Raw genomic sequence first — 21,795 nt, forward strand, 5'->3', positions numbered from 1 at the left:
TTACCGGATCACCCCTTCCAGCACCGCGCGGAAACGAGGCTGCAGATGCTCCATCAACAGCGAGGCGACGGCCTTGTCGGTCAGGTCCAGCATCACGCCCTGATCCTCGGCCCGGACGCGGATGCCATCTTGCGCATCGTCTGCCGCGTGCAGTTCAACCTGTTCGCGCAGCATATCGGCGGTCAGGCCCAGAACGTATTTCGTCAGCTTGCCGGACTGTATGTCATCAGCGTTCTGCTTGATCTCTTCCTGCGTGGCGACCTTGGCGGGCAGGATGACCTGCACGGAACCGTCCAGATTTGCCTCGGCGGCGGCACGGCCGACCACCTCAAGGATCATCTGTTTCAGCAGGTTCGGGTCCGCCATGTCCTTGGTCACCAGCCGTTCTACATCCTGACGAAACCGATCCGTCAGACCGGCCTTCATGGTCAGAACCGCATCGCGCATGGCGGTGTTCAGCGCCTCTTCACCCGCCGCGCGATAGCTGTCGGAGTCGCTGCGGGCCTTTTTCTGATACTCATCCGCCTCGCGCTTGGCGTCGGCCAGAATTTTGGTGGCCTCTGCCTTGGCCTCGGCGCGCAGCTTTTCCGCATCGGCCTGACCGACGGCCACCCCATCGTTGCGCAGCTTGTCGATCAGCGCGTCAACACCATGCGAAATCATGCCATCCTGTGCCATCAGCTGATCCCCGCACTGATGACCAGAGCGAAGACAAAGGCAAACACGCCAAAGCCTTCGATGATCGCGGCGGGTGCCAGCGACAGACCGAAGATTTCAGGCTTCTCCTTGGTCGCGTTGATCGCTGCCGCACAGGCCCGGCCCTGCCAGATGCCGCAATACATCAGCGCGATGCCCGACAGGATACCGATCCCGAAGAGCCCGCCCGCGTTGTCCGGCGTCACGTCGCGGTTCAGCGTGAACATGATGACGATGCCGTAGATCACCATGGTCGAGGGAAAGGCGGAAACACCGACGAACCGACCATAGCCGCCCTCGGTTTCGGTCATGGCGCCGATACTGGCCATCCCCGCAATCGAGCAGCCGATGGCGCTCGCGGCCGCGCCCAGCGCCATGGGCGCGTAAATCCCCAGCCAACCCAATGTCAGAACAAGCTCATTCATTCCTGAACCTCCTTGCGGGCGAACGGGCGAAAGACGATGCCTTCGTCCGGCAGACCCCATTTAAAGAATTCGATGTAATTGAGACGCAATCCGTGGACGACGCCGCTCATCAATGCGAGGGCGAAGTTCAGGATGTGGCCGATGATCAGGATCAACAAACCAAGCAGAATGCCCGGCCCTTTCAGTGTGTGGATCACCGACATGGCCAGATCGTTGAAGGTGATCGCAAGTGAGGCCGAGGCCAGACCCAGCGCGAACAGGCGCATGTAACTCAGCACGTCTCCGAATGCGCCCATAGCCCCGGCGAGGCCCTGAACCCCGTCGATCAAGCGCCAAATCCAGTCGGTGGGCTTCTTGATCACCCGCTCGCTGGAGAAAAGCAGGATCGCCACCGCGCCCACAATCAGAATTACCGCCCCCGGTGTCGGGGAATCCCCCTTCATATAGCTGAGCCACAGGACAAACCCACCAACCAGCGCCGCGATCCAGCCCAGATTAGCGATGGCTTTCCTTTGCCCCCACGCCGCCCGCGCGGCCAGCGCGTTGGCCAGCACCAGATGCAGAACGCCGACGACAATCGACACCATCATCATGGCCCCGAAATTGTTCATATCCAGCAGCTTTAGCCTGGCCCAGATCGAGCCATCGGGTGGCGACACTCCAAAATAGCTGCCGACCAGAATGCCGTAGATGATCGTCGCGCCCGCGATGATCAGACCATACAGCCGCCACGATCTTTGCCCGACCGTTCTGCCCATCCGCTTCCAGAACAGCAGCAGGCCCAGCAGTATGACAGCCCCATAGCCCGCGTCGGCCACGATCATCGCGAAGAAAAACGCAAACGACGCGGCGACGATGATGCTTGGGTCCCAATCCTTGTAGCCGGGCACTTGATAAAACAGCGCCAAGTCCGCGGCAGCACTGCGCTTTTCCGGTTGCTCCAACAATGTGGGCGGCGTGTCATCCGGACCGGGATTTTCGATCAGAACGGCGGCATCCTTGGCCTGCGCCATCTCAAGCACAGCCTCAATGCGGTCCTCGGGCACCCAGCCTTGCAGGGCGAACATCGCCTCTTCGTCGCGGACCTTCTGGGTCGCATGTGCCAGCTCTGCCGCGCTTTCGGCCACCGAAAGGTTGCGCCGCATCAGCGCCAGATACCGGGTCTGAGCAACACGTTCAGCCTCAAGCGCTTCGATGGCGATCTCGGCTTCTTCCAGTTGCGCCTCCAACTCATGAATGGGCAGTGAGCCCGTGTGAGTGCGCGCAACCGGCAGGATGTCGTCAACGGGTTCTTCCGGAGCAATCAGGACGGCGTAGATGAACCGGTGGTTCTGCTCCAGAATGGCCCAAGGCAGCGTCAGGTCCGACAGCGCATCGCGGTGCTTTACCGGCAACTGGTAGAACCACAGCCGATTGCCCGCCAACACGTCATCGGGCGGGAAATCCAGATCCCCCCACGGCCGCACCTGAACGATCCGATGGGCCAGAAAATCCCGCCGGTCAGTCATATCCCGCGTGCGCTGCATCAGGTCCAGAACGTCCTTGACGAACTGGTCCATGTCAAAATCCGGGTCACGCTGTATCTGGCGGCGTGGTTCGGGCACATCTGTCAGGAACCGCAATGCCTTATAGGCGTCTCTTGCACCACGTTCGCTGATCTTTTCGGGCTCGGCCGGCGGTGGTGCCAGCGGCAGCACGTGCATACATCCCAGCTCCTGCAACGCCTCCAGCGTCTCGGTCTTCTGCCCCGCACGCCCGACTAGCGACAGTTTCTTGAGACGCGCAACACTCATGACGCGGCCTCCTGTGCGTGTTTGCGCTTGGATATTTTCGAGCGCACAACGGCCTGCATTTGCTCATCGCTCAGATAAATGCGGATTTTCTTGATATTGGCCTTGGCGCGCGGGATCAGAACCTTTTCGAACAGGTTGACGCGCTGGGTGATCGTGGCGACGGCCTTGTCGAAAATCTTCACCCGCTCCTCTGCCACTTTGACCCGCAGCCGAGCCTCGATCATATCATGCAACAACTGCGCCGCGGCATCGACCCAATGCGGTTTGGCCAGCAGTGAATAGGGCCGGACAGCAACCTCGATCCGGTCGAGCGCGGGCATTTTCACACCCACGACGTTGACCTCTTTGACCTTGTAGTCCCTCAACTCGACCAACCCGTCCAGATCGACACCCTGCTGCGCCAGCATCGGCAGCTTGGCCCCGACCTGCTGGGCCAGTTCCTTCACCTCTTCCTCAAGCCGCCGCACATCCTCGCGCGCTTTGGCACGTTCCGCCATCAACTGCTGGCGCTTCAGGTCCAGCGACGGCAGGAACCGCTCATAGCTTTTCAGCTGAGTCTGCTGGCGGGCCAGCGACGATTTATTCAGCTGCAACCGCGCCATTTGCATCCTTCGGGAAATACTTGTCGACCAGAGCTTGCTTCATCAGCAGTTGTTCAGGCTGGAAGCACTCCGCCAGCGTTTTCCATCCCAGATCCAGCGCGTCCTCCAGCGGGATCGAGACGTTGATGTCCATGAACCGCTTGCGGAACAGCGCGCCGAATTTCAGTAACTGGTGATCATAATCCGACAAATCAAACGCCATCGCCTGTTTCTGTGCAGCATCACGGCTTTCGGAATAAAACCGGATCATCGTGTTCATGATCTGCCCGTGATCTTCGCGGGTCGTCTTGCCGATCACGTTCTGCTTGAGGCGCGACAGGCTGCCGAATGGGTCGATCACGCCCGAGTGCAAATAGAACTGCCCTTCGGTGATATACCCCGTGTTGTCTGGAACCGGATGGGTCACGTCATTGCCGGGCATCGTCGTCACGGTCAGAACGGTCACCGATCCGCCCTTGGCGTAATCACAGGCTTTCTCGTATCGACGCGCCAGCTGTGAATAGAGATCGCCCATATAGCCGCGCTGCGAGGGCACCCGTTCCTGGCTGATACCCACCTCTTTCATCGCGTCTGCAAAGGCCGTCATGTCAGTCATCAGGACCAGCACGCGCTTGCCCTCTTCCACCGCGAATTTCTCGGCCACGGCCAGCGCCATGTCCGGCACCAGCAGGCGTTCGACCAAGGGGTCCATCGCCTGATTGACGAACATCACCGTGCGCGAGAACACGCCCGCATCCTCGAAAGACGTCCGGAACGTGTGGTAGTCGTCAAAGATCAGCCCCAGCCCGCCAAACACTACGATGTCGGCGTCGGCCTGAATGCCGATTCGGCTGAGGAAGGCGTTGAATGGCTCACCCGACACCGAAAAGATCGGGATTTTCTGGCTTTCGACCAGCGTGTTGAACACGTCGATCATCGGCACATCAGTACGGATCATCTTGTTGGGCACCGCGCGTTCGGCAGGGTTTACGGTCGGCCCGCCGATATCGATTCGAGGCTCGGCCGACAGGTCCGGCCCACCATCAATCGCCACCCCCGCCCCATCAAAAACGCGGCCCAGAATGTTGGACGAATAAGGCGTCTGCATCGGGTGACCAAGGAAGGTTGCGGTGGCTTCGGTCGAGATTCCCTTGGTGCCGGAAAACACCTGCAAGGTCACCACGTCGTGGTCGATGAAGATCGCCTGCGCCAGGGTTTTATGCCCATCGACCGTCTCGATCACCGCCAGGTCATTGAACCGAACTGCTGCATCAGCAGACCCGTCCAACGGCACCCTGACCTTGATCGTATCCCCGACAATTTCCAGTACACGCGTGTATTTCAGCAGACTCTGGGACATTACCTATCCTCATACGTCCAAGTGAATTTCGCCAATCGGCGCCACGTCAATCAGCGGCATTTTTTGTAATCGCGAGTGCAGCTTACAACGAATTCACAAATTGACAACCGAGGATACATTGCCGTCGCGGCCCCCTGCAGAAACTCAATTACTAAAAATTTAGTTTGACACATACGCAAGAAATCGCTGATGCTGTCCGGCATCCGGTTCGCACCGGAAACCATAATCTTTGGGAGGAGACAGATGCGGAGACATCTACTTTCCGCAGTGGCGGCGGCTGCCGTCATTGCGGGGCACGGGTCCGCTTGGGCCGACGAAGCCGCAGCACAACGCTGGATCGACGACGAATTCCAGCCATCGACCCTGTCGAAAGACGAACAGATGGCCGAAATGCAGTGGTTCATCGAAGCTGCACAACCTTACGCTGGCATGGAAATCAACGTCCTGTCCGAAGGCATCCCGACCCACTCGTACGAATCCGAGGTTCTGACCAAGGCGTTCGAGGAAATCACCGGCATCAAGGTCAACCACCAGATTCTTGGCGAAGGCGAAGTGGTTCAGGCCGTTCAGACGCAGCTGCAGACCGGCCGGAACCTGTATGACGGCTATGTCAATGACAGCGACCTGATCGGCACGCACTCGCGGCTGCAACTGGCCTATCCGCTGACCGACATGATGGGGGGTGACTGGGCGGCGACAACCTCGCCGACGCTGGATCTGGATGACTTCATGGGTATCCAGTTCACCACCGGCCCGGACGGCAAGCTGTACCAGCTGCCGGATCAGCAGTTCGCGAACCTCTACTGGTTCCGCAAGGACTGGTTCGATGACGAAGCCAACAAGGCCGCGTTCAAAGAAAAATACGGCTATGACTTGGGGGTTCCGGTCAACTGGTCAGCCTATGAGGACATCGCCGAATTCTTCACCAACGACGTGAAGGAAATTGACGGTGTGGCGATCTATGGCCACATGGACTATGGCAAGCGCGCACCCGACCTTGGCTGGCGTATGACTGACGCATGGCTGTCGATGGCCGGTGCAGGAGACGTGGGTGAGCCGAACGGTGTTCCGGTCGACGAATGGGGCATCCGCATGGAAGCGGGCACCTGTAACCCTGTTGGTGCGTCGGTATCACGCGGTGGTGCGGCAAACGGCCCGGCTGCGGTCTATGCGATCCGCAAATGGGATGAGTGGCTGCGCAACTATGCGCCTCCGGGTGCGGCGTCTTATGACTTCTACCAGTCGCTGCCGGCGCTCAGCCAGGGCAACGTGGCCCAGCAGATCTTCTGGTACACCGCCTTTACCGCCGACATGGTCAAGCCGAAGTCCGAAGGCAACAACACCGTGGATGACGAAGGCACGCCGCTGTGGCGGATGGCGCCCAGCCCGCATGGCCCCTATTGGGAAGAAGGTCAGAAAGTCGGTTATCAGGACGTGGGCTCCTGGACCTTCTTGAAATCGACCCCTGCGGATCGTGCTCAGGCGGCCTGGCTCTATGCCCAGTTCGTGACCTCCAAGACTGTCGACGTGAAGAAGTCCCACGTGGGTCTGACCTTCATCCGCGACAGCTCGGTCAACCACGAGTCGTTCACCGAACGCGCACCCAAGCTGGGTGGTCTGGTCGAGTTCTACCGCTCGCCTGACCGTGTGGCATGGTCGCCGACCGGCATCAACGTGCCGGATTATCCGAAGCTGGCCCAGATCTGGTGGCAGCAGATCGGCGACGTGAACTCGGGCGCCTTTACCCCGCAAGAGGCGATGGACCGTCTGGCCGAAGAGATGGACATCACCATGGCCCGTATGCAGGCCGCGGATGAAAGCGCCGGTGTCTACGGTGGCTGTGGCCCGCGTCTGAACGAACCGCAGGATCCTGCCTTCTGGCTGGAAAAAGCGGGTTCGCCCAAGGCCAAGCTGGAGAACGAAAAGCCGCAGGGCCAAACCGTCAACTATGACGAACTGGTTCAGCGCTGGCAGTCTCAGTAACGCTGTGAAAACCGGGGGTGCCGTTTGCGGCATCCCCACCCCAAAAGACCAGTGCGATGCACTGAAGGACCGGAACCCACGGACATGATCGAACTACAAAACGCCACCAAACGGGTTGGCAATGTCATCCATATCAAGCCCACGAACCTGACGCTGCAGACCGGCCACTTCAATGTGCTGCTGGGCGCGACGGGATCGGGCAAGACCTCTCTGATCAAGATGATGGCCGGGCTGGACCCGATCGCCTCGGGCAAGGTTCTGATGGATGGGCAGGACGTGACCCGGCTGAACACGCAAAAGCGGCAGATCAGCCTGGTACACCAGTTCTTTGTGAACTACCCACATATGACCGTATTCGACAACATCGCCTCGCCGCTGCGCGTTGCCGGCATGGCGCAATCCGAGATCGAAGGCCGCGTCGAAGAGGCCGCTGACCTTCTGCAACTGCGCCCGATGTTGCACCGCCGCCCGCATGAGCTGTCGGGTGGTCAACAACAACGCACCGCGTTGGCCCGCGCGATTGCCAAGGAAAGCCGCGCGGTGTTTCTGGACGAACCGCTGGCGAACCTCGACTACAAACTGCGCGAGGAACTGCGTGAGCAGCTGCCGGACCTGTTCGCAGGCCGCGGCGCCGTCGTAGTCTATGCCACGTCGGAACCGGAAGAGGCCCTGCTGCTGGGTGGTTACACCGCGCTGATGGAAGACGGCCGTGTCACTCAGTTCGGACCTACCGCCGACATCTATCGCAACCCGGAAAACATCGCCGCAGCGCGTGTGTTCTCGGACCCGCCGATCAACGTCGCCCGCATCACCGTTTCTGGCGCTCAGGCGCAACTTGCTGGCGGAGGCGGCTGGGCGGTCAGCGACATGGCCGACGGAGATTACATGGTTGCCGTGCGACCCCATCGGGTGACGCCGTTCCGCACCACGGATGCCGACGTAGAACTGACCGGGCGGGTGATCGTGACCGAGCTGTCGGGCTCGGATTCCAGCGCGCATTTCCAGCATGGCGAGGACGCATGGGTATCGCTGGCTGCAGGTGTGCATCCCTATCAGGTGGGCGAGGACCACAGCTTTTACATGAACCCGGCACATTGCCGGTACTTCGGCCAAGACGGCCAAAGGGTGGCCTGACATGGCACAAATCAAGCTTTCAAACCTGCGACACAGCTACATGCCTATGCCGAAAGGCCCCGAGGATTATGCGCTGAAGGAAATCGACGTGACTTGGCGCGATGGTGGTGCTTACGCGCTGCTAGGCCCGTCAGGTTGCGGTAAATCCACTCTGCTGAACATCATCTCGGGTCTGCTGACGCCGTCAGAAGGGCAGATCTTGTTCGACGGTCAGGACGTCACCACCCTGCCCCCGGACCAACGCAACATCGCACAGGTGTTCCAGTTCCCGGTGATCTACGACACGATGACCGTGGGCGAGAACCTGGCGTTTCCGCTGAAAAACCGGGACGTTGATCCCGCAACGATCGAACGCCGCGTCGGTGAGATCGCCGAGATGCTGGACGTCACGGATATGCTGAGCACCCGCGCCAGCGGCCTCAGCCCGGACAACAAGCAGAAGATCTCGATGGGGCGCGGTCTGGTCCGCGATGACGTGAACGCGGTGATGTTCGATGAACCGCTTACCGTGATTGATCCGCACCTGAAGTGGAAACTGCGGTCGAAGCTGAAAGAGCTGCACCAGCGCGTTAAAGCCACGATGATCTACGTGACCCACGACCAGACGGAGGCGCTGACCTTCGCGGACGAAGTCGTAGTGATGCAGGAAGGTGAAGTGGTTCAAATCGGTACTCCAGTTGAGTTGTTCGAACGCCCTCAGCACACTTTCGTCGGTCATTTCATCGGGTCACCCGGCATGAATGTCCTGCCGTGTGAGGCCAAAGGCGACCGCGCGGTGTTCGAAGGCCACGAGGTTATGCTGGAAGGCCCCACCCATGGCGACGGAGGCCGCACTGATCTGGGCATCCGCCCTGAATATGTGGGCTTTGGCGACACCGGCATCCCGGCGCATGTGACTAAGGTGTCCGATATTGGCCGTCATTTTGTGGTCAGCGCGATGGTCGGCAACACCGCCCTCAAGGCGGTGACTGAACACAGCGTACCCGAACCGGGATCGCAGGTCTTCCTACAGTTCAAACCAGAACAATCCCGCGTCTACCGCGACGGCTGGATCGCAACCAAGGAGCGCAGCTGATGAGAACCGAAAACCAAAAGGCATGGTTCTTTGTCCTGCCTGTGTTGGCACTGGTCGCGTTCAACGCGTTGGTGCCGATGATGACGGTGGTCAACTACTCGGTGCAGGAAACCTTCGGCAACAACCAGTTCTTCTGGGAAGGGCTTGGCTGGTTTGAACAAATCCTGCGCTCGGATCGTTTTCAGGCCGCTCTGGGTCGGCAATTCCTGTTCACCTTCCTGATCCTGCTAATCGAGGTGCCGCTGGGCATTATCGTCGCCCTGTCCATGCCGCGCAAAGGCTTCTGGGTGCCGGTCTGTCTGGTGCTGATGGCCCTGCCGATGCTGATCCCGTGGAACGTGGTCGGCTCGATGTGGAACATCTTCACCCTGCCAAAAATCGGCCTGATGGGATATTTCCTGAATGACGTTCTGGGCATCAACTATGACATGACGCAACAGCCTCTGTCCGCCTGGATCACCGTCATCGTGATGGATGTCTGGCACTGGACCTCGCTGGTGGTGCTGCTGTGCTATGCGGGCCTCGTGTCGATCCCGGATGCCTATTATCAGGCCGCCAAGATCGACGGTGCCAGCCCCTGGTCGGTGTTTCGTTATATCCAGCTGCCCAAGATGAAAACCGTTCTGACCATCGCCGTTCTGCTGCGGTTCATGGACAGTTTCAACATCTATACTGAGCCCTTCGTTCTGACGGGTGGCGGCCCCGGCAACTCAACCACCCTGCTGTCGATCGACCTTGTGAAGATCGCGCTGGGACAGTTCGACCTTGGCCCTGCGGCCGCGATGAGCCTGATCTACTTCGCCATCACGCTGCTGGTTAGCTGGGTCTTTTACACTCTGATGACAAAGGATGACGCGCAATGAAGAAGCGGTCCCTTATCCCGATCCTCTATATCGCGTTCCTGATGCTGCCGATCTATTGGCTGGTGGCGATGTCCTTCAAGACCACGAACGAGATCCTGTCGGGCTTTTCCCTGTTCCCCCAGACCTTTACGCTGGAGAACTACATCACCATCTTCACCGACCCGACATGGTACTGGGGCTATATCAACTCGATCACCTATGTGACGCTGAACACGGTGCTTTCGGTCTGTGTCGCCCTGCCCGCCGCCTATGCGTTCTCGCGCTATCGGTTTCTGGGCGACAAGCAGTTGTTCTTCTGGCTGCTGACCAACCGGATGGCCCCGGCTGCGGTATTTGCCCTGCCGTTCTTCCAGCTTTATTCCTCGATCGGTCTGTTCGACACCTATCTGGCCGTGGCGCTGGCGCACACGCTGTTCAACGTGCCGCTGGCGGTGTGGATTTTGGAAGGCTTCATGCGCGGCATTCCCAAGGAACTGGATGAAACCGCCTATGTCGACGGCTACTCCTTTCCGCGCTTTTTCGTGACGATCTTCCTGCCCAACATCAAAGCGGGCGTCGGCGTCGCGGCCTTCTTCTGCTTCATGTTCTCATGGGTGGAAATGCTGCTGGCCAAAACGCTCACTGCGGTCGAGGCCAAACCTATCGCCGCCGTGATGACCCGCACCGCGTCCAGCGCGGGGTATGAGTTGGGCCTGCTGGCCGCCGCCGGAACCCTGACCATCATCCCCGGCGCCATCGTCATCTGGTTTGTCCGCAACTACATCGCGCGTGGTTTCGCGATGGGTCGCGTGTGAGGTTCGATATGCGTAAATTCCTTCTCACCCTCCCCTTCCTGCCCTCGACTGCCTTTGCTCAGGCGCAGGCCGGATGGGGCAGTGTCGGCAAGCAAGAGGAAAAGGGGTTCTCCTGGACCGATCCCCTGTGGCCGGATTTCTGGATGGCTTGGACCCCGGCGACACTGGCCGTGTTCGTTGGCATCTTTTCGGCCATCGCCCTGATCGGCGTGCTCGAAGGCTTCAAATATCGCGACGGGATCGAACGGCGCGGCGTCCTGGGCCTGACGACCACGCTGGGCGACCGCCTTTTCATCACCCTGCTGGGCTCGGCCTATATCTTTCTTGCCTGGCTTGGACTGGTGGGCCAGCCCGTCTGGATCCCCCTATTCCTGTCGATCGGCTGGGGCATCTTCGTCTTCTGGAAAGTTTGAGCTTTGCGAAACAGCGAAAGGATGCTTGTCTGTCAGGCATACTAAAAAATGCGACACGAAAGACCGATGCGAAAAAAGAAAACAACAAACCTGCTGACCGAAGTGGAACTTGAGTTCATGAACGAGCTCTGGGCGCTGGGTCGGGGCTCGGTCCGTGACGTGCTTGATCGCCTGCCGCCAGAGCGCAACCTGGCTTATACGTCTGGTGCAACCATCCTGCGGATTCTCGACGACAAAGGGTTTGTCGAAAGCCACAAGGACGGAAAGACGCTGATCTATACGCCGCTTCTGGAAAAGGACAGATATCAGGCACGGTCGCTGCAGAACCTGTCGCGGACCCTGTTCGACGACACACCTGCCACGCTGGTCGCGCGTCTGGTTGACGATGCGGGTCTCAGCGAAGCCGATCTGGAGGAAATTCGGGCACTGGTAGAGAGGAGACTGCAAAATGACAGCGGTTAAACCGGTTCTCGACGCGTATCTGGAATGGAATCTTGTCCTCGGCCTGGCTGCAATACTCTGGCTGGCTGCGCGGGGGCTTCTGTCCCGGACGTCACTCAGCCACGGGTTTGTGGCGCAGTTGCGGGCGCTCAAGGCGCTATGCATGTGTATCGTGGTCAGCCCATTGCTGGCGCTTGGCATATCTGCGCTGGCCACTTTCACTCAGGCCAAAGGCACCGTGGCGATCGGAGACATCGCCGTGGCGGCCTATCTGCGCGGTGACATCGCCATGCCCGCCACCCAGTTCGAGGCGCTGCTGAACACGCGGCAACGCTGGGTCGAGGTGTTATTCAGTGGTGAGCATTCGATTGTGTCCGCAATCCTTGTGATGATGGCGCTTGTATCGCTGATCTATGCCCTGCGCGTGTTCCGCGACGGTCTGGCGATCCGCGAGACGGTCAACACCAGCTTTTTGTGGCGCCGGTCCGCAAAGGTGGATATCCGCCTGTCCGACCGCATCTCCGTCCCCTTCGCGGTCCGGGGTCTGCGCCGGCGTCACGTCGTGTTGCCCAGCCACTTGCTGGACACCCCGCGTGAGCTGCGCTTTGCCCTTGCGCATGAGCTTCAGCACGTGCGCGCCGGGGATGTTGAGTGGGAGCTTGGGTTCGAATTGCTGCGGCCCCTGCTGTTCTGGAACCCAGCCTATCTGGTGCTCAAGTATCAGTTCGACCGCCTGCGTGAACTGGCCTGTGATCAGTCGGTCGTGGCCCGAAAGAACATCGATGCCCATGACTATACCAAATGCCTGCTGGACTACTGCGCCCGTACCGTCACGCGCGGCAGCCCGCGTGTTCTCAACGTGGCTCTGGTCACTGGCGGCAAGGCAAAACGTGTTCTGCGCCAACGGGTGATTGCGCTGGCGGATGCGCCTGCGATGCAAACATCGATGCCGCTGATGTTCCTCGGCCTGATCATCCTGTTTGCACTTATCCTTGGGCTGGCCGCCGCGTCCGTACAGCAGACTGAGGATTGGAGCCATGACCGCCTGATGCTGTCGACCGTAGTCAATCTGGAACGGTTGGAAGCGCGCAATCAGGGCAACTGACCCGCTTACCAGCCACGACGCCCGAACAAGGCCTGCAACCGGGTCTGCCCGGCGAACGGGTCGGCAGGTTGTGGTGCCGCCAGGTTCGCAACAACCCGCCGAACCAGAACCCAGCAGATCAAGGCAAAGATGACCCCTCCCAATGCCTGCCCCAGCAGTACGCCGGGGGCGCCTGCGATATAGGCCCCGGCAACAGCAAAGGGCCAGGTGCCCAGCGTATGCCGCCCCCAATTCACCAATGTCGAATAAATCGGGTAGCCAAGATTGTTGAAACTGGCATTCGCGACAAAGATCACGCCGTTGAAGAACGAGGCCAGCGCAAGCGGCCCGCAGAACAGATAGATCAGCGCCCGTGTCTGCCCCTGCGCCTGAAACAGGTCGGCAATCGGCGCGCGCAGCAGGAACAGAGTGGCCGCCATCAGGCAGACATACACGGCTGTGAATTTAACACCGGCCAGAAAGGTCGCTTTCACGCGGTCATACTGCGCCGCGCCGAAGTTCTGCCCGACAATTGGGCCAATGGCCCCGGACAGGGCAAACACAACCGAAAACGCCACCGGCATCAGCCGCCCGATCACCGCCATACCGGCAACGGCATCCGTTCCGAACTGCGCAATTTCACGGATGATAATGGCGTTGCCGATGGGCGTGGCGATATTGGTCAGCACTGCGGGCACGGCAATCGCCCTTACGGGTCGGACATCCTCCGCCAACTGTCGCAGCGAAGGTCGCCCGAAACCACGATGCACGCGCACCGCCGGTCTGACCGCCGCAATCAGCATGCAAACCCGCGCAATGACCGAAGCGATAGCCGCCCCGTCCAGCCCCAGCCCGACGGCAAAGATCAGGACCGGGTCCAGCACAGCGTTGACCACTCCACCGTAAATCGTAGCCTGCATCGAGCGCCGCGCATCCCCATAGGCACGCAACACCGCCATGCCGGTCATCGCAACCGCCATCACCCACATTGTCGGCAGAATGATCGAGACATATCGGGCGGCCAATCGCAGCACCTCGCCCTCGGCGCCAAGCAGAGACAGGCAAAATGTCAGGTTGAACAGAACGGCCACAGAGACGACCAACCCGACCAAAGCGCCCAGAACCGCCACGCTGGTTCCGAAGTGACGGGCCTGCTCGTGCCGCCCGGCCCCCAACTCTCGCGCCACCAAAGCGCCCGCTGCGATCGACAGGCCGACATTGATCGAGTTGGTGAAGAACAACAGCGTCCCGGCATAGCCGACCGCCGCGGCCAATGCATCGTTACCCAGCATCGAAATGAAGATCATGTCGACGAAATCCACCGCGAAAATCGCCATCAGGCCAATGCTGGTGGTCAGTGACATGCGGGTGACGTGGCCCATCAGGCTGCCCGTCAGAAAGACTGCTCTACCTTCGGATTGTGTTGCCATGTATTAGTTCAGCCCCTACCCCTAAGGCCAATTTGCCCGCGTTTCCGCCGGTGATGCAACGGCAATCTCGGGGCGGTTTTTTGATGCGGTTGAGGCTCTAGTATTGGTGGTCCGCCTGATACCCGCGCAGGAACTGCTGGACAAATCCAGACAGCTCCGTCCGAACGGCATCGGTATCCAACGCGACAAACCGACCTTCAAGCGATAGCTTGACAATGCCATGAACCGCCGAGAACACGGTACGCGCGCGCAAGCCCATTGTGGTGTCATCCAGCCCCGGGCTTAACTGCGACAGTGGGTGCATCACCTCGGCAATCAGACCTGCGTGTTCCTCCAGATGCCACTCGGGCACCGGTACGTCTGGCGGCATCCTGTGATCAAACAGAGCAGCCCAGAGGTTCGGGTTCTCGGTGCCGAATTCAAGATAGGCCACCGCAAGCGCCAACAGCTTTTCCTCAGGCGCCTCTTTTGAGGCCGAAGCGTCCTGCAGAGACGTATGCAAACGCGCCAGCGTGCGCGAATTCACCGCCAGAATCAAAAGGTCCAGATCCTCGTAGGCGTTATACAGGCTACCCAGCGCGCATCCCGCATCTTTGGTGACATCTCTGGCCCGCAATGCCGCCAACCCGTGCGCCTTTATCCTTTTCTCTGCTGCATTCAGAAGATTTTCCTTCAGAGTTTCTCTTTTATTTTTAGCCACTTAATCCCCCGCTTCATCAAAAATTGAACATCGTTCATTTTCGGTGTTGAACAATGTTCAGAATCAACGCATAGTCACCTCATGAACAATGTTCATAAACGAGGAGCCCAAGATGTTCAAACTGTTTGCCACTTTGTTACGAGGCCAAGCCTATGAGGCGGCAACCGTTGTCGCGGACCGCCACGCCCTACCCATTCTGCGCCAGCAAATCCGGGATTGCGCCCATGCCGTTCAGATGTCTCGCAAGGCGGTCGCCGTCGCGATGGCTCAGAACGAGCAGGAAAAGAAACAGCATGACCGGCTGACCCAGCAAATCGCCGACCTTGAGGTCCGCACGCTGGATGCCCTGCAACAGAACCGCGACGACCTGGCCCGTGACGCCGCCGACGCCATCGCCCACCTTGAAGCCGAGCGCGACGTGTCCACCCAGGCACAGGCCCGGTTCGATACGGAAATCGCCCGGCTGCGCACTGTCCTGCGTGAGGCCGAAACCCGGCTGCGGCAACTGCAGCGTGGTCAGCGGCTGGCTACGGCGACGGACAAAACGCAGCGCCTGCAGCAGGTGGCCCCCGACAGCGGTCTGTCCACATTGCGCGAGGCCGAAGACACCCTGCAACGCCTGCAGGAACGGCAAAGCGAAATGGACGCCACCGCCCGTGCCATGACCGAGTTGGAAACCACCGGATCCGCCGAAAACGTACGTGATCGACTGGCCGAGGCAGGCTGCGGCAAACCCCTGCGTTCCAACGCGGATGAGGTTCTGGAGCGGCTGAAAAAGAAGGCCCAGAAATCCGCAAAGTCGAAATCGAGCTAACATCAAACACCAAATTTAACGCACTGAAAAACTGAAAGGAATAGTCCAATGAACACCGAAGAAAACCTGAACCTGCCCCAGTCGAACGCATGGAACATGTTCACCATCGCCTCATTTATCGTTGCGGCGGCGATGATGGCGGGCGGCATCTATTTCCTCGAGGCCAGCTTTGCCGCGAAAGGGTTCTACTCGATGTCCGCGCTGATGCTGGTACACACCACCGTCTCGATCACCAAAACACTGCGCGACCGCGAAGAATCCCAGCGCCTGCACAACCGGATCGAAGAGGCCAAGACCGAGAAACTTCTGAAGGAAGTGGGCGACAATATCGCCGCCTAAACGATCACATCGCGCAGGGAAAGGCGCGTGCGGCTGGGGGTGGCTTTGTTGGCGACCCCCAGCCGCAATGCGTTGAAAAGCACCCGGTCACCGGGGATGCCGAACCGATCCGAAACCGCCGCGCGCGTATCAGGATCATCCGCCAGCGCCGCCGCTGGCCAGCCAACCAACCCTCGGGCCGTGGCCTGCAACCATGTCCGGTAAAACGCTCGCCCGGCATCGACCATCGACCCGCCCACAGGCCAGTGAAACAAGGCAATCGCGCTTGCGGTCCTGCTGCGCGCGGCCTCGCCCGAAAGCTGCGGACCAAGGCCCAGAGCAGAGAACAGGTCATAGACCTTGCCGCCAAGTACGACCGGCACCAGCCTGGCGGTAACTGCATCCATGACCAAAACATCCCGGTTCAGACCATCGGCATCGTATTTCGGATCGTCCTGTCGCAACCGCATCCATTGCAGCAACTCAGCACGGAAGGGTTTTGGCCGCATGATCCGGGCCGAGGCGATATCGATCTGTTTGGCCAACCAGTCGATCTGCGCCGCAGCCGTCACCAGCGTCGTATGCGCGTCTGCCCAATTATCGAGGGCAGTATTCGGAGCAGGTAAAAAACCCGCCCGATGGGTCAAACGCCTGGGCATTTCTGCCGCCAGCGCGGCATCATCGGGGGCAGCCACGCCTTCGGGAACGACCCGGGCGATTGGGCGTAAGCGGGTACCCCCTGTGCCTTCGATCAGAGTCACGCTGGCACCCATCCCACGCGCGGCCAGAGCCAGAACCGTGCCTTCGACCGCCGCTCCACACGAAACCTCCAGGTCACGATCCGTCGGATCACCAACGGGCAGACGCCGGGACAGGTCGGCCAGAATGTCGATGCCTCCGTCGCGTAGCGCCCAGCGCGCCGGTTGCGTGTTATGGGCCGACGGCGCCAGCATCGCCTGCGCCACAACGGCTTCGAATTCCGCCCGGTCCATCACAACAACTCCTTGGAAAACAGGTGCAACCGATGCAACGGCACCGCCCCGGCCTTTTCGGTTTGCCGCAGGCTGGCAGTGTTTTCATCGGCTATCCATGTGCCGCCGACCGTCTTATACCCTGCCGCAATCATGTCGCGCGTCATCTCGCTGAGCATCAATGGATTGACCGAACGGCCCTGAAATTCTGGCATCACGCCCTGAAAGATCACCACGGCGCGGTTCCTGCGGGCTTTGTACCGCAGGTAATGCCATGGCAGCGACAGGCGCATCCGGGACCTGATCCGGCGCAGCAACGGGTTGAGGTCTGGGATCGCGATCACCGCTCCGGCGGGTTTGCCCTGATAGTGCACCACCTTGGAAATACGCGGGTCCATGATCCATTTCAGGTCTTTGGCCTGAAAATGGAACTCTTCGGCCGTGACCGGAACAAACATCGGGTTGTCTTTGAAGCTGCGGTTCAGGATCGCGCGGGCATCCTCAAGCCGTTCGGCAATGGTCGTGCGGTTGACGGGGGCGAAGGAAAACCCCTGATCCAACAAGTGCGCGCGCTGAGCGTCGGGCAACACCTGCGGCGCAGGCGTCACATCCAGACGGCGCTCGAACGTTGTCATGGGAAAATGTGGCTCATACCCGTTCGCCTTCAACAATCCCGGCAGGTGTGGTGGCCCCCATATCTGATCGGTGAAGGGCGCCTCATCGAACCCGCTGGTCATGATCCCGGCCTGTTGCATCGCGGTCAGGTTGAAGTTGCCGGTCAGCCGCGTCATGCCTTTTCCGCGGGCCCAGTTTTCCGCGGCCTGCAGCAGGGCAGTTGCAGCCTCGGCAGCGTTTGCGCAATCGAAGAAGCCAAAGCATCCCCGGGCCTCGTGATGCAGATCATTCGACGCCCTGTGCAGATGCGCCGTGATCCGACCGACCGGTTTGCCTTGCCGTAAAGCGGTGAAATAGGTGAATTCGGAGGCGTCCGAAAACAACGGATTGCCGACCGAGAGAAACCGCTTCAGATCCGCCTTCATAGGCGACACGTATGGGGCATCCGGTCCGTAAGCGTGAAACGGAGCGGCAAAGAAGCTCGGGAAATCCCGCTCAAGAAGTTCGATCATGATTGCCCCTCGGTCACCAGAACTGACGCCATCCGCTGCACCGCGTGCAGGGCCGTGCCCGTGCTGTCCAGCCCGGCAATGTCAGGGCTGCTGAGCATCACCAGCCGCAGGGGATCAGCCGACAGCAATACGGCGTGTGTGGCATCAAATCGTGAGAACAGCCAATTGATCTGTTCGTCCCCTGTGCTTCCCAACTGTTGCACCGGCGCTTCGCTGAACCGGGACCGCAGGTCGCCAAGGTTCATGCCCGACAAATCGACCTCTTCCACCAGCACCGCATCCGGAGCGCCCGCAGCGCGGCGCAGCAAGGCCAGGCTGGCCTGCGGCCCCTGCCCTCTGGCCTCGGCGATCTCACGAAGGGCGACCAGTTGGCGGTCCTCGATACGCAGGGCAATCGCGGCCTGCCAAATCGCCAGCAAGATCAGCGAGGACACGACGACCGCCATGACCTGCACCCCGGCACGCATGTCCAGCGACACAAGTCCGGATAAGGTCAGGGTCAACAGTCCGGTTACCAAAAACACGATCCCGAAACTGCGCAGGATATCCCGGGCCCTCAGCCCCGAACGGTTCATCCCGATCGACAGCCAGCACAGCACTAGAACGGCCACGCCGCCCAGCCTGACCGGGGCATCGACCACTGCCTCGCGCATGTAATCCGTTGCCAGAAACGGCAGGATTAACAGGAAGGACAGGCTTATTCTGTTGACGGTTCTGTTCTCGGTCGGGGACAGGCTGTCCCTGTCGCGGCGCAGCACGAAAATGGCAACCCCGCTTAAACCCAGCAACTGGAACAACAGCAACCCGGTCAGTCGCCAGACCTCGAGGCTGCTGAATTGCAACAGCCCCAACAGCCCAAGAATGACCGCACCCCAGGCGCAGGTCAGCTTCAGGATCGGAGGCGCATGTCGGCGCAGCAAGCCCTCGGCGAGAACCAAGGCAGCCAAGGGTAACAACGCCGCGCAACACGCCGCAGTCGCAGAGAAAAGCCAGCCCCATCCCCCCCAATGGCCGATCCGGGACAGCATCAATACCACCAGCACCCACAGGCAAAACCGAAATCGTCTGGCGATTTCCGACCTTTGCACGAGGTCGTCCAGATGCAGCAATACAACCATTGCGCCCAGCGCGGCGCAGACTGACATCCACGTGTCTGCCAGAAATGCCGCCGTATCGGTCATGAGGCCAGCAACCTGTTCATCTGTCTCCGGACCAGCGGCCGCATCAGGGCTGCCAGAAAACCCGGCAAGGGACGCTCGACCTTGCCGGCATGAGGGTTCAGGAACCAGCCGCGATAATCGGCGCCCTGCGGGCGCCCCAGAACGGCCTGCAACGCCTCCCCGCCCATCAGCGTCCCTGCCATGATCACCATGGGCGCAAAGGACATCCGGCTGCGGGTGCCGACAATGACCTCACCCGCCAGGGCCAGATCCACGTGATGCCGGGACGAGGAATGGGTCAGCACGTATTCAGCCTCGGCAGCAGCCGCCGCATCACGCATTTCCGGCGTCAATGCGTTCCAGAGGGTGCCTTGCGTGGGGTAGTCCAGACGTTCTTCCGGCATCGGGTCACCCGGTCCGGTGACGTAAACCGATGGCAAGGGCGAGGCATAGGCGTCGATTACCTTCCGCCTGTTGATCCGCGCGGTGCGATACAGCAGCAGGCTGGCACCCAGATCGTCCGTGCCATTAATGACCACATCTGCGGTCTGGACCAAACGGTCAACGTGGTCCGACCAGTCGGCACCCAGCACTTCGATTTCGGCCTCGGGGTTGATTTGCAAACACTGGTCACGGGTCGCCATCGCCTTGTCCTGGTCGACCGTTCCCAGCGTCGCGAACAATTGCCGGTTCAGGTTCGACACCTCGAAACTGTCCAGATCGGCAAGGATCAAACGACCTACCCCGGCACGGATCAGGGTCATGATCGCACTGCCCCCCATCCCGCCGGTGCCACAGACAAAAACGCAGGCGTTGCGCAGCACATCCTGTTCGCCTTGCGAAACAAAGCCCAGATTGCGCGTGGTGAATTCCTGATACGAAAACGTGCTCATTTACCCTGTTCCCTAGCGCGCAGAATGCCGAAATCCCGCTGCGTGTCCGCCCATTGCCACAGCGGCATGGCCAGACGCTGCAACACGGCCGCGAAAACAGCCAGCGCAACGGCTGCGAAGGACCCACGCGGAACCTCGCGCCCGACATAAGACAGCGCAGTTGGCGTATCCATCTGCCCCAATTGCAAAACGTCGTCGCCCCGGTTGTAGTCCAGCTGATCCCGGCAATAGTCGTTCACGACCTGATCCCTGTGTTTGGGCGCGTCGGCGAAGGTCTTCTTGAGATGATCCGAACCGCCCGTATAGGCGTTGGAAATGACGAAACGGTCTTCGTCGAACCCGGCCTCGGAGCCGACACCAAAGACATGACGATGATGCCGCATGATGTCCCGCGCCAGCAGCAGATGCAGAAGGCTGCGCCGGTTTTGCGCGCCGCCCTCGGGCGCCGGAAAGACCCGCGCGAACCCGCTGCCGACCAGCCCCACAACCGCAGGCACCTGCGTCACGTTCGAAATCCACAGCGGCCGCATCCCATTGCGAAACAGCATCAAGACGCAGGTCAGCCCATACAGCACCCAACTGAACCCCTGACTGCGCAGATCGGGATCGACCATCACCAATCCCAGATGCAGCACTTCCTCGGACCGGTGCCCCAGATCGACCTCCATCAGCGCCAGAGCGTTAAAGGCCACCGGCGTCTGATCGTCCCGGCGCGAAACCAGCGTGATCACCGACTGTCCCAGCCTGTCGCGGTCGCCCGCAAAGACCCCATAGGTCAACTCTCCGGCAGGCAGCGTTTTCGAGGCCACCTGCCGCAGGTCCGCGACCAGCTTGTCCAACTCATCCGGAGACATCCACAGGCCCGGACGTTCGACAATACGAACCCGATACCCGCCCGAGGCGTTCAGACGAACATCCATATATCGCTGCGACGCAGCCCTGATGATGGCGCTTAACAAATCCTGTTCCCGGTTTTTTCTGCTCTTTTTCAGATACGAGTTTTATTGTGACAAAACTAAGGTTTGGGGCGTGCTATTTCACGTCACTTATGAACGAGGGAACGTCCATGAGACGCAAGTCCTGAATTCCACCAGTTTCCCGTGACGCAAAGGCCGGTTAAGCTCTGCTCAGAAAAAGGCATCAGCAATGAAAATCGTATCGGGTGGGCAAACCGGCGCGGATATGGCGGCATTGGAATTCGCCCGGCACAACGGGCTGGATTATGGCGGTTGGGTTCCAAAGGGCCGCACGAATGAAGCGGGCCGGATTCCGGAACATTTCACCGGGCTTTCCGAGACGGACTCAGAGAAGGTTGTTGAAAGAACCCGGTGCAACGTCGCCTCAAGCGATGCCACGCTTATCTTTGTTGATGGATCGACAAGCCCGGGAACACAGCAAACCATCGTTTTCGCGGAAGACGCCGGAAAACCGCATTTGGTGGTCGATGTCAGGGATGGAACGGTGACCTGCGCACGGAAGGTGCGGGAATGGCTGCAATCCACCCCCGCCTCGGTTCTGAATATCGCGGGTCCCCGAGCATCCGAGGCGCCGCAGATCGGACCACAGGCCCGCGCGATACTGGACCAAAATCTGGATCTGTTTGGAGCCTAACCCGCGATTACCGTAGTAGGCGCGGCCCCATCCATCCCCGGCGGCAAAAGGCAAGCCGACTACCATACCCCAACTGAGTAACCGACGGCACCCAGTGGCCGGGGCGATGCACCGTAAAGCCCGCACTGC

23 protein-coding genes are annotated in these 21,795 nt (G+C 60.1%); 11 read left to right on the plus strand and 12 right to left on the minus strand.

The features are described from left to right. From ACR0NT_RS02975 to ACR0NT_RS02995, 5 genes are read right to left on the minus strand one after another with little or no spacing between them, the layout of a single operon-like run. Positions 1-678: a hypothetical protein gene (locus ACR0NT_RS02975; RefSeq protein WP_170441558.1), complete on the minus strand. Its 678-nt coding sequence runs from the start codon at positions 676-678 to the stop codon at positions 1-3. Next, positions 678-1,121: an ATP synthase subunit C gene (locus ACR0NT_RS02980; protein WP_170441555.1), complete on the minus strand. Its 444-nt coding sequence runs from the start codon at positions 1,119-1,121 to the stop codon at positions 678-680. Before ACR0NT_RS02980 ends, ACR0NT_RS02975 begins: the two co-directional genes overlap by 1 nt. Beyond that, positions 1,118-2,914, minus strand: a complete 1,797-nt coding sequence (locus ACR0NT_RS02985) for a V-type ATP synthase subunit I domain-containing protein (RefSeq protein ID WP_170670899.1) — start codon at positions 2,912-2,914, stop codon at positions 1,118-1,120. Before ACR0NT_RS02985 ends, ACR0NT_RS02980 begins: the two co-directional genes overlap by 4 nt. Continuing rightward, a complete protein-coding gene (locus tag ACR0NT_RS02990) occupies positions 2,911-3,516 on the minus strand; it encodes a V-type ATP synthase subunit D (RefSeq protein WP_170670897.1) in 606 nt (201 codons plus the stop codon). Before ACR0NT_RS02990 ends, ACR0NT_RS02985 begins: the two co-directional genes overlap by 4 nt. Further along, positions 3,494-4,855, minus strand: coding sequence for a V-type ATP synthase subunit B (locus tag ACR0NT_RS02995; protein ID WP_170670895.1), 1,362 nt, complete (start codon positions 4,853-4,855; stop codon positions 3,494-3,496). The genes ACR0NT_RS02990 and ACR0NT_RS02995 overlap by 23 nt, the downstream gene beginning before the upstream one ends. Positions 4,856-5,098: 243 nt before the next feature. Between ACR0NT_RS02995 and ACR0NT_RS03000 the strand changes: the two genes are divergently transcribed. The 8 genes from ACR0NT_RS03000 (at position 5,099) to ACR0NT_RS03035 (ending at position 12,663) form a co-directional block, all read left to right on the plus strand. Continuing rightward, a complete protein-coding gene (locus ACR0NT_RS03000) occupies positions 5,099-6,838 on the plus strand; it encodes an ABC transporter substrate-binding protein (protein ID WP_170441544.1) in 1,740 nt (579 codons plus the stop codon). Positions 6,839-6,922: 84 nt separating this feature from the next. Next, positions 6,923-7,972 carry an ABC transporter ATP-binding protein gene (locus tag ACR0NT_RS03005; protein WP_170441541.1) on the plus strand — a complete coding sequence of 350 codons (1,050 nt, stop codon included), beginning with the start codon at positions 6,923-6,925 and terminating at the stop codon, positions 7,970-7,972. A gap of 1 nt (position 7,973) precedes the next feature. Next, positions 7,974-9,047: an ABC transporter ATP-binding protein gene (locus ACR0NT_RS03010; protein ID WP_170670893.1), complete on the plus strand. Its 1,074-nt coding sequence runs from the start codon at positions 7,974-7,976 to the stop codon at positions 9,045-9,047. Beyond that, positions 9,047-9,910 carry a carbohydrate ABC transporter permease gene (locus ACR0NT_RS03015; RefSeq protein ID WP_170670891.1) on the plus strand — a complete coding sequence of 288 codons (864 nt, stop codon included), beginning with the start codon at positions 9,047-9,049 and terminating at the stop codon, positions 9,908-9,910. Before ACR0NT_RS03010 ends, ACR0NT_RS03015 begins: the two co-directional genes overlap by 1 nt. Further along, positions 9,907-10,704, plus strand: a complete 798-nt coding sequence (locus tag ACR0NT_RS03020; protein ID WP_170346512.1) for a carbohydrate ABC transporter permease — start codon at positions 9,907-9,909, stop codon at positions 10,702-10,704. The genes ACR0NT_RS03015 and ACR0NT_RS03020 overlap by 4 nt, the downstream gene beginning before the upstream one ends. A gap of 8 nt (positions 10,705-10,712) precedes the next feature. After that, the gene (locus tag ACR0NT_RS03025) at positions 10,713-11,117 is read left to right on the plus strand and encodes a DUF2160 domain-containing protein (protein WP_170670889.1); all 405 of its coding nucleotides are present in this window, start codon (positions 10,713-10,715) and stop codon (positions 11,115-11,117) included. 66 nt (positions 11,118-11,183) lie between these two features. Next, complete coding sequence (locus tag ACR0NT_RS03030) at positions 11,184-11,579, plus strand: BlaI/MecI/CopY family transcriptional regulator (protein WP_170324448.1); 396 nt, start codon at positions 11,184-11,186, stop codon at positions 11,577-11,579. Then, positions 11,566-12,663, plus strand: coding sequence for a M56 family metallopeptidase (locus tag ACR0NT_RS03035; RefSeq protein ID WP_170670887.1), 1,098 nt, complete (start codon positions 11,566-11,568; stop codon positions 12,661-12,663). The genes ACR0NT_RS03030 and ACR0NT_RS03035 overlap by 14 nt, the downstream gene beginning before the upstream one ends. A gap of 5 nt (positions 12,664-12,668) precedes the next feature. Here the strand turns inward: ACR0NT_RS03035 and ACR0NT_RS03040 are convergent, their stop codons facing one another. Together ACR0NT_RS03040 and ACR0NT_RS03045 are read right to left on the minus strand one after the other, a co-directional pair. Further along, positions 12,669-14,072: an MATE family efflux transporter gene (locus ACR0NT_RS03040; protein WP_480442592.1), complete on the minus strand. Its 1,404-nt coding sequence runs from the start codon at positions 14,070-14,072 to the stop codon at positions 12,669-12,671. Between the two features lie 97 nt (positions 14,073-14,169). Beyond that, positions 14,170-14,772: a TetR/AcrR family transcriptional regulator gene (locus ACR0NT_RS03045; protein ID WP_170670885.1), complete on the minus strand. Its 603-nt coding sequence runs from the start codon at positions 14,770-14,772 to the stop codon at positions 14,170-14,172. Between the two features lie 112 nt (positions 14,773-14,884). On the opposite strand from ACR0NT_RS03045, the gene ACR0NT_RS03050 reads away from it, so the two are divergent. Both ACR0NT_RS03050 and ACR0NT_RS03055 read left to right on the plus strand, forming a co-directional pair. Beyond that, complete coding sequence (locus ACR0NT_RS03050; RefSeq protein ID WP_170441523.1) at positions 14,885-15,586, plus strand: PspA/IM30 family protein; 702 nt, start codon at positions 14,885-14,887, stop codon at positions 15,584-15,586. Between the two features lie 48 nt (positions 15,587-15,634). Then, entirely contained in the window at positions 15,635-15,925 is a 291-nt protein-coding gene (locus ACR0NT_RS03055) for a YiaA/YiaB family inner membrane protein (RefSeq protein WP_170441520.1), read from the plus strand. Here ACR0NT_RS03055 and ACR0NT_RS03060 read toward each other — a convergent pair. The 5 genes from ACR0NT_RS03060 to ACR0NT_RS03080 are packed head-to-tail and all read right to left on the minus strand — an operon-like array spanning position 15,922 to position 20,975. Further along, positions 15,922-16,896 (minus strand): nitroreductase family protein, encoded by a 975-nt coding sequence (locus ACR0NT_RS03060; protein ID WP_170670883.1) that lies wholly within the window; start codon positions 16,894-16,896, stop codon positions 15,922-15,924. The two genes, ACR0NT_RS03055 and ACR0NT_RS03060, sit on opposite strands and share 4 nt — an antisense overlap. Next, positions 16,896-18,002 carry a GNAT family N-acetyltransferase gene (locus tag ACR0NT_RS03065; RefSeq protein WP_170670881.1) on the minus strand — a complete coding sequence of 369 codons (1,107 nt, stop codon included), beginning with the start codon at positions 18,000-18,002 and terminating at the stop codon, positions 16,896-16,898. The genes ACR0NT_RS03060 and ACR0NT_RS03065 overlap by 1 nt, the downstream gene beginning before the upstream one ends. After that, positions 17,999-19,183, minus strand: a complete 1,185-nt coding sequence (locus tag ACR0NT_RS03070) for a hypothetical protein (RefSeq protein ID WP_170670879.1) — start codon at positions 19,181-19,183, stop codon at positions 17,999-18,001. The genes ACR0NT_RS03065 and ACR0NT_RS03070 overlap by 4 nt, the downstream gene beginning before the upstream one ends. Then, complete coding sequence (locus ACR0NT_RS03075; RefSeq protein ID WP_170670877.1) at positions 19,180-20,055, minus strand: ThiF family adenylyltransferase; 876 nt, start codon at positions 20,053-20,055, stop codon at positions 19,180-19,182. The genes ACR0NT_RS03070 and ACR0NT_RS03075 overlap by 4 nt, the downstream gene beginning before the upstream one ends. Further along, positions 20,052-20,975 (minus strand): hypothetical protein, encoded by a 924-nt coding sequence (locus tag ACR0NT_RS03080; protein ID WP_170670875.1) that lies wholly within the window; start codon positions 20,973-20,975, stop codon positions 20,052-20,054. The genes ACR0NT_RS03075 and ACR0NT_RS03080 overlap by 4 nt, the downstream gene beginning before the upstream one ends. 226 nt (positions 20,976-21,201) lie before the next feature. Here ACR0NT_RS03080 and ACR0NT_RS03085 point away from each other — a divergent pair, with 226 nt between their 5' ends. Continuing rightward, the gene (locus tag ACR0NT_RS03085; protein WP_170670873.1) at positions 21,202-21,666 is read left to right on the plus strand and encodes a putative molybdenum carrier protein; all 465 of its coding nucleotides are present in this window, start codon (positions 21,202-21,204) and stop codon (positions 21,664-21,666) included. Positions 21,667-21,795: the final 129 nt, after the last annotated feature.

It is taken from the genome of Ruegeria sp. AB10, assembly GCF_056542745.1.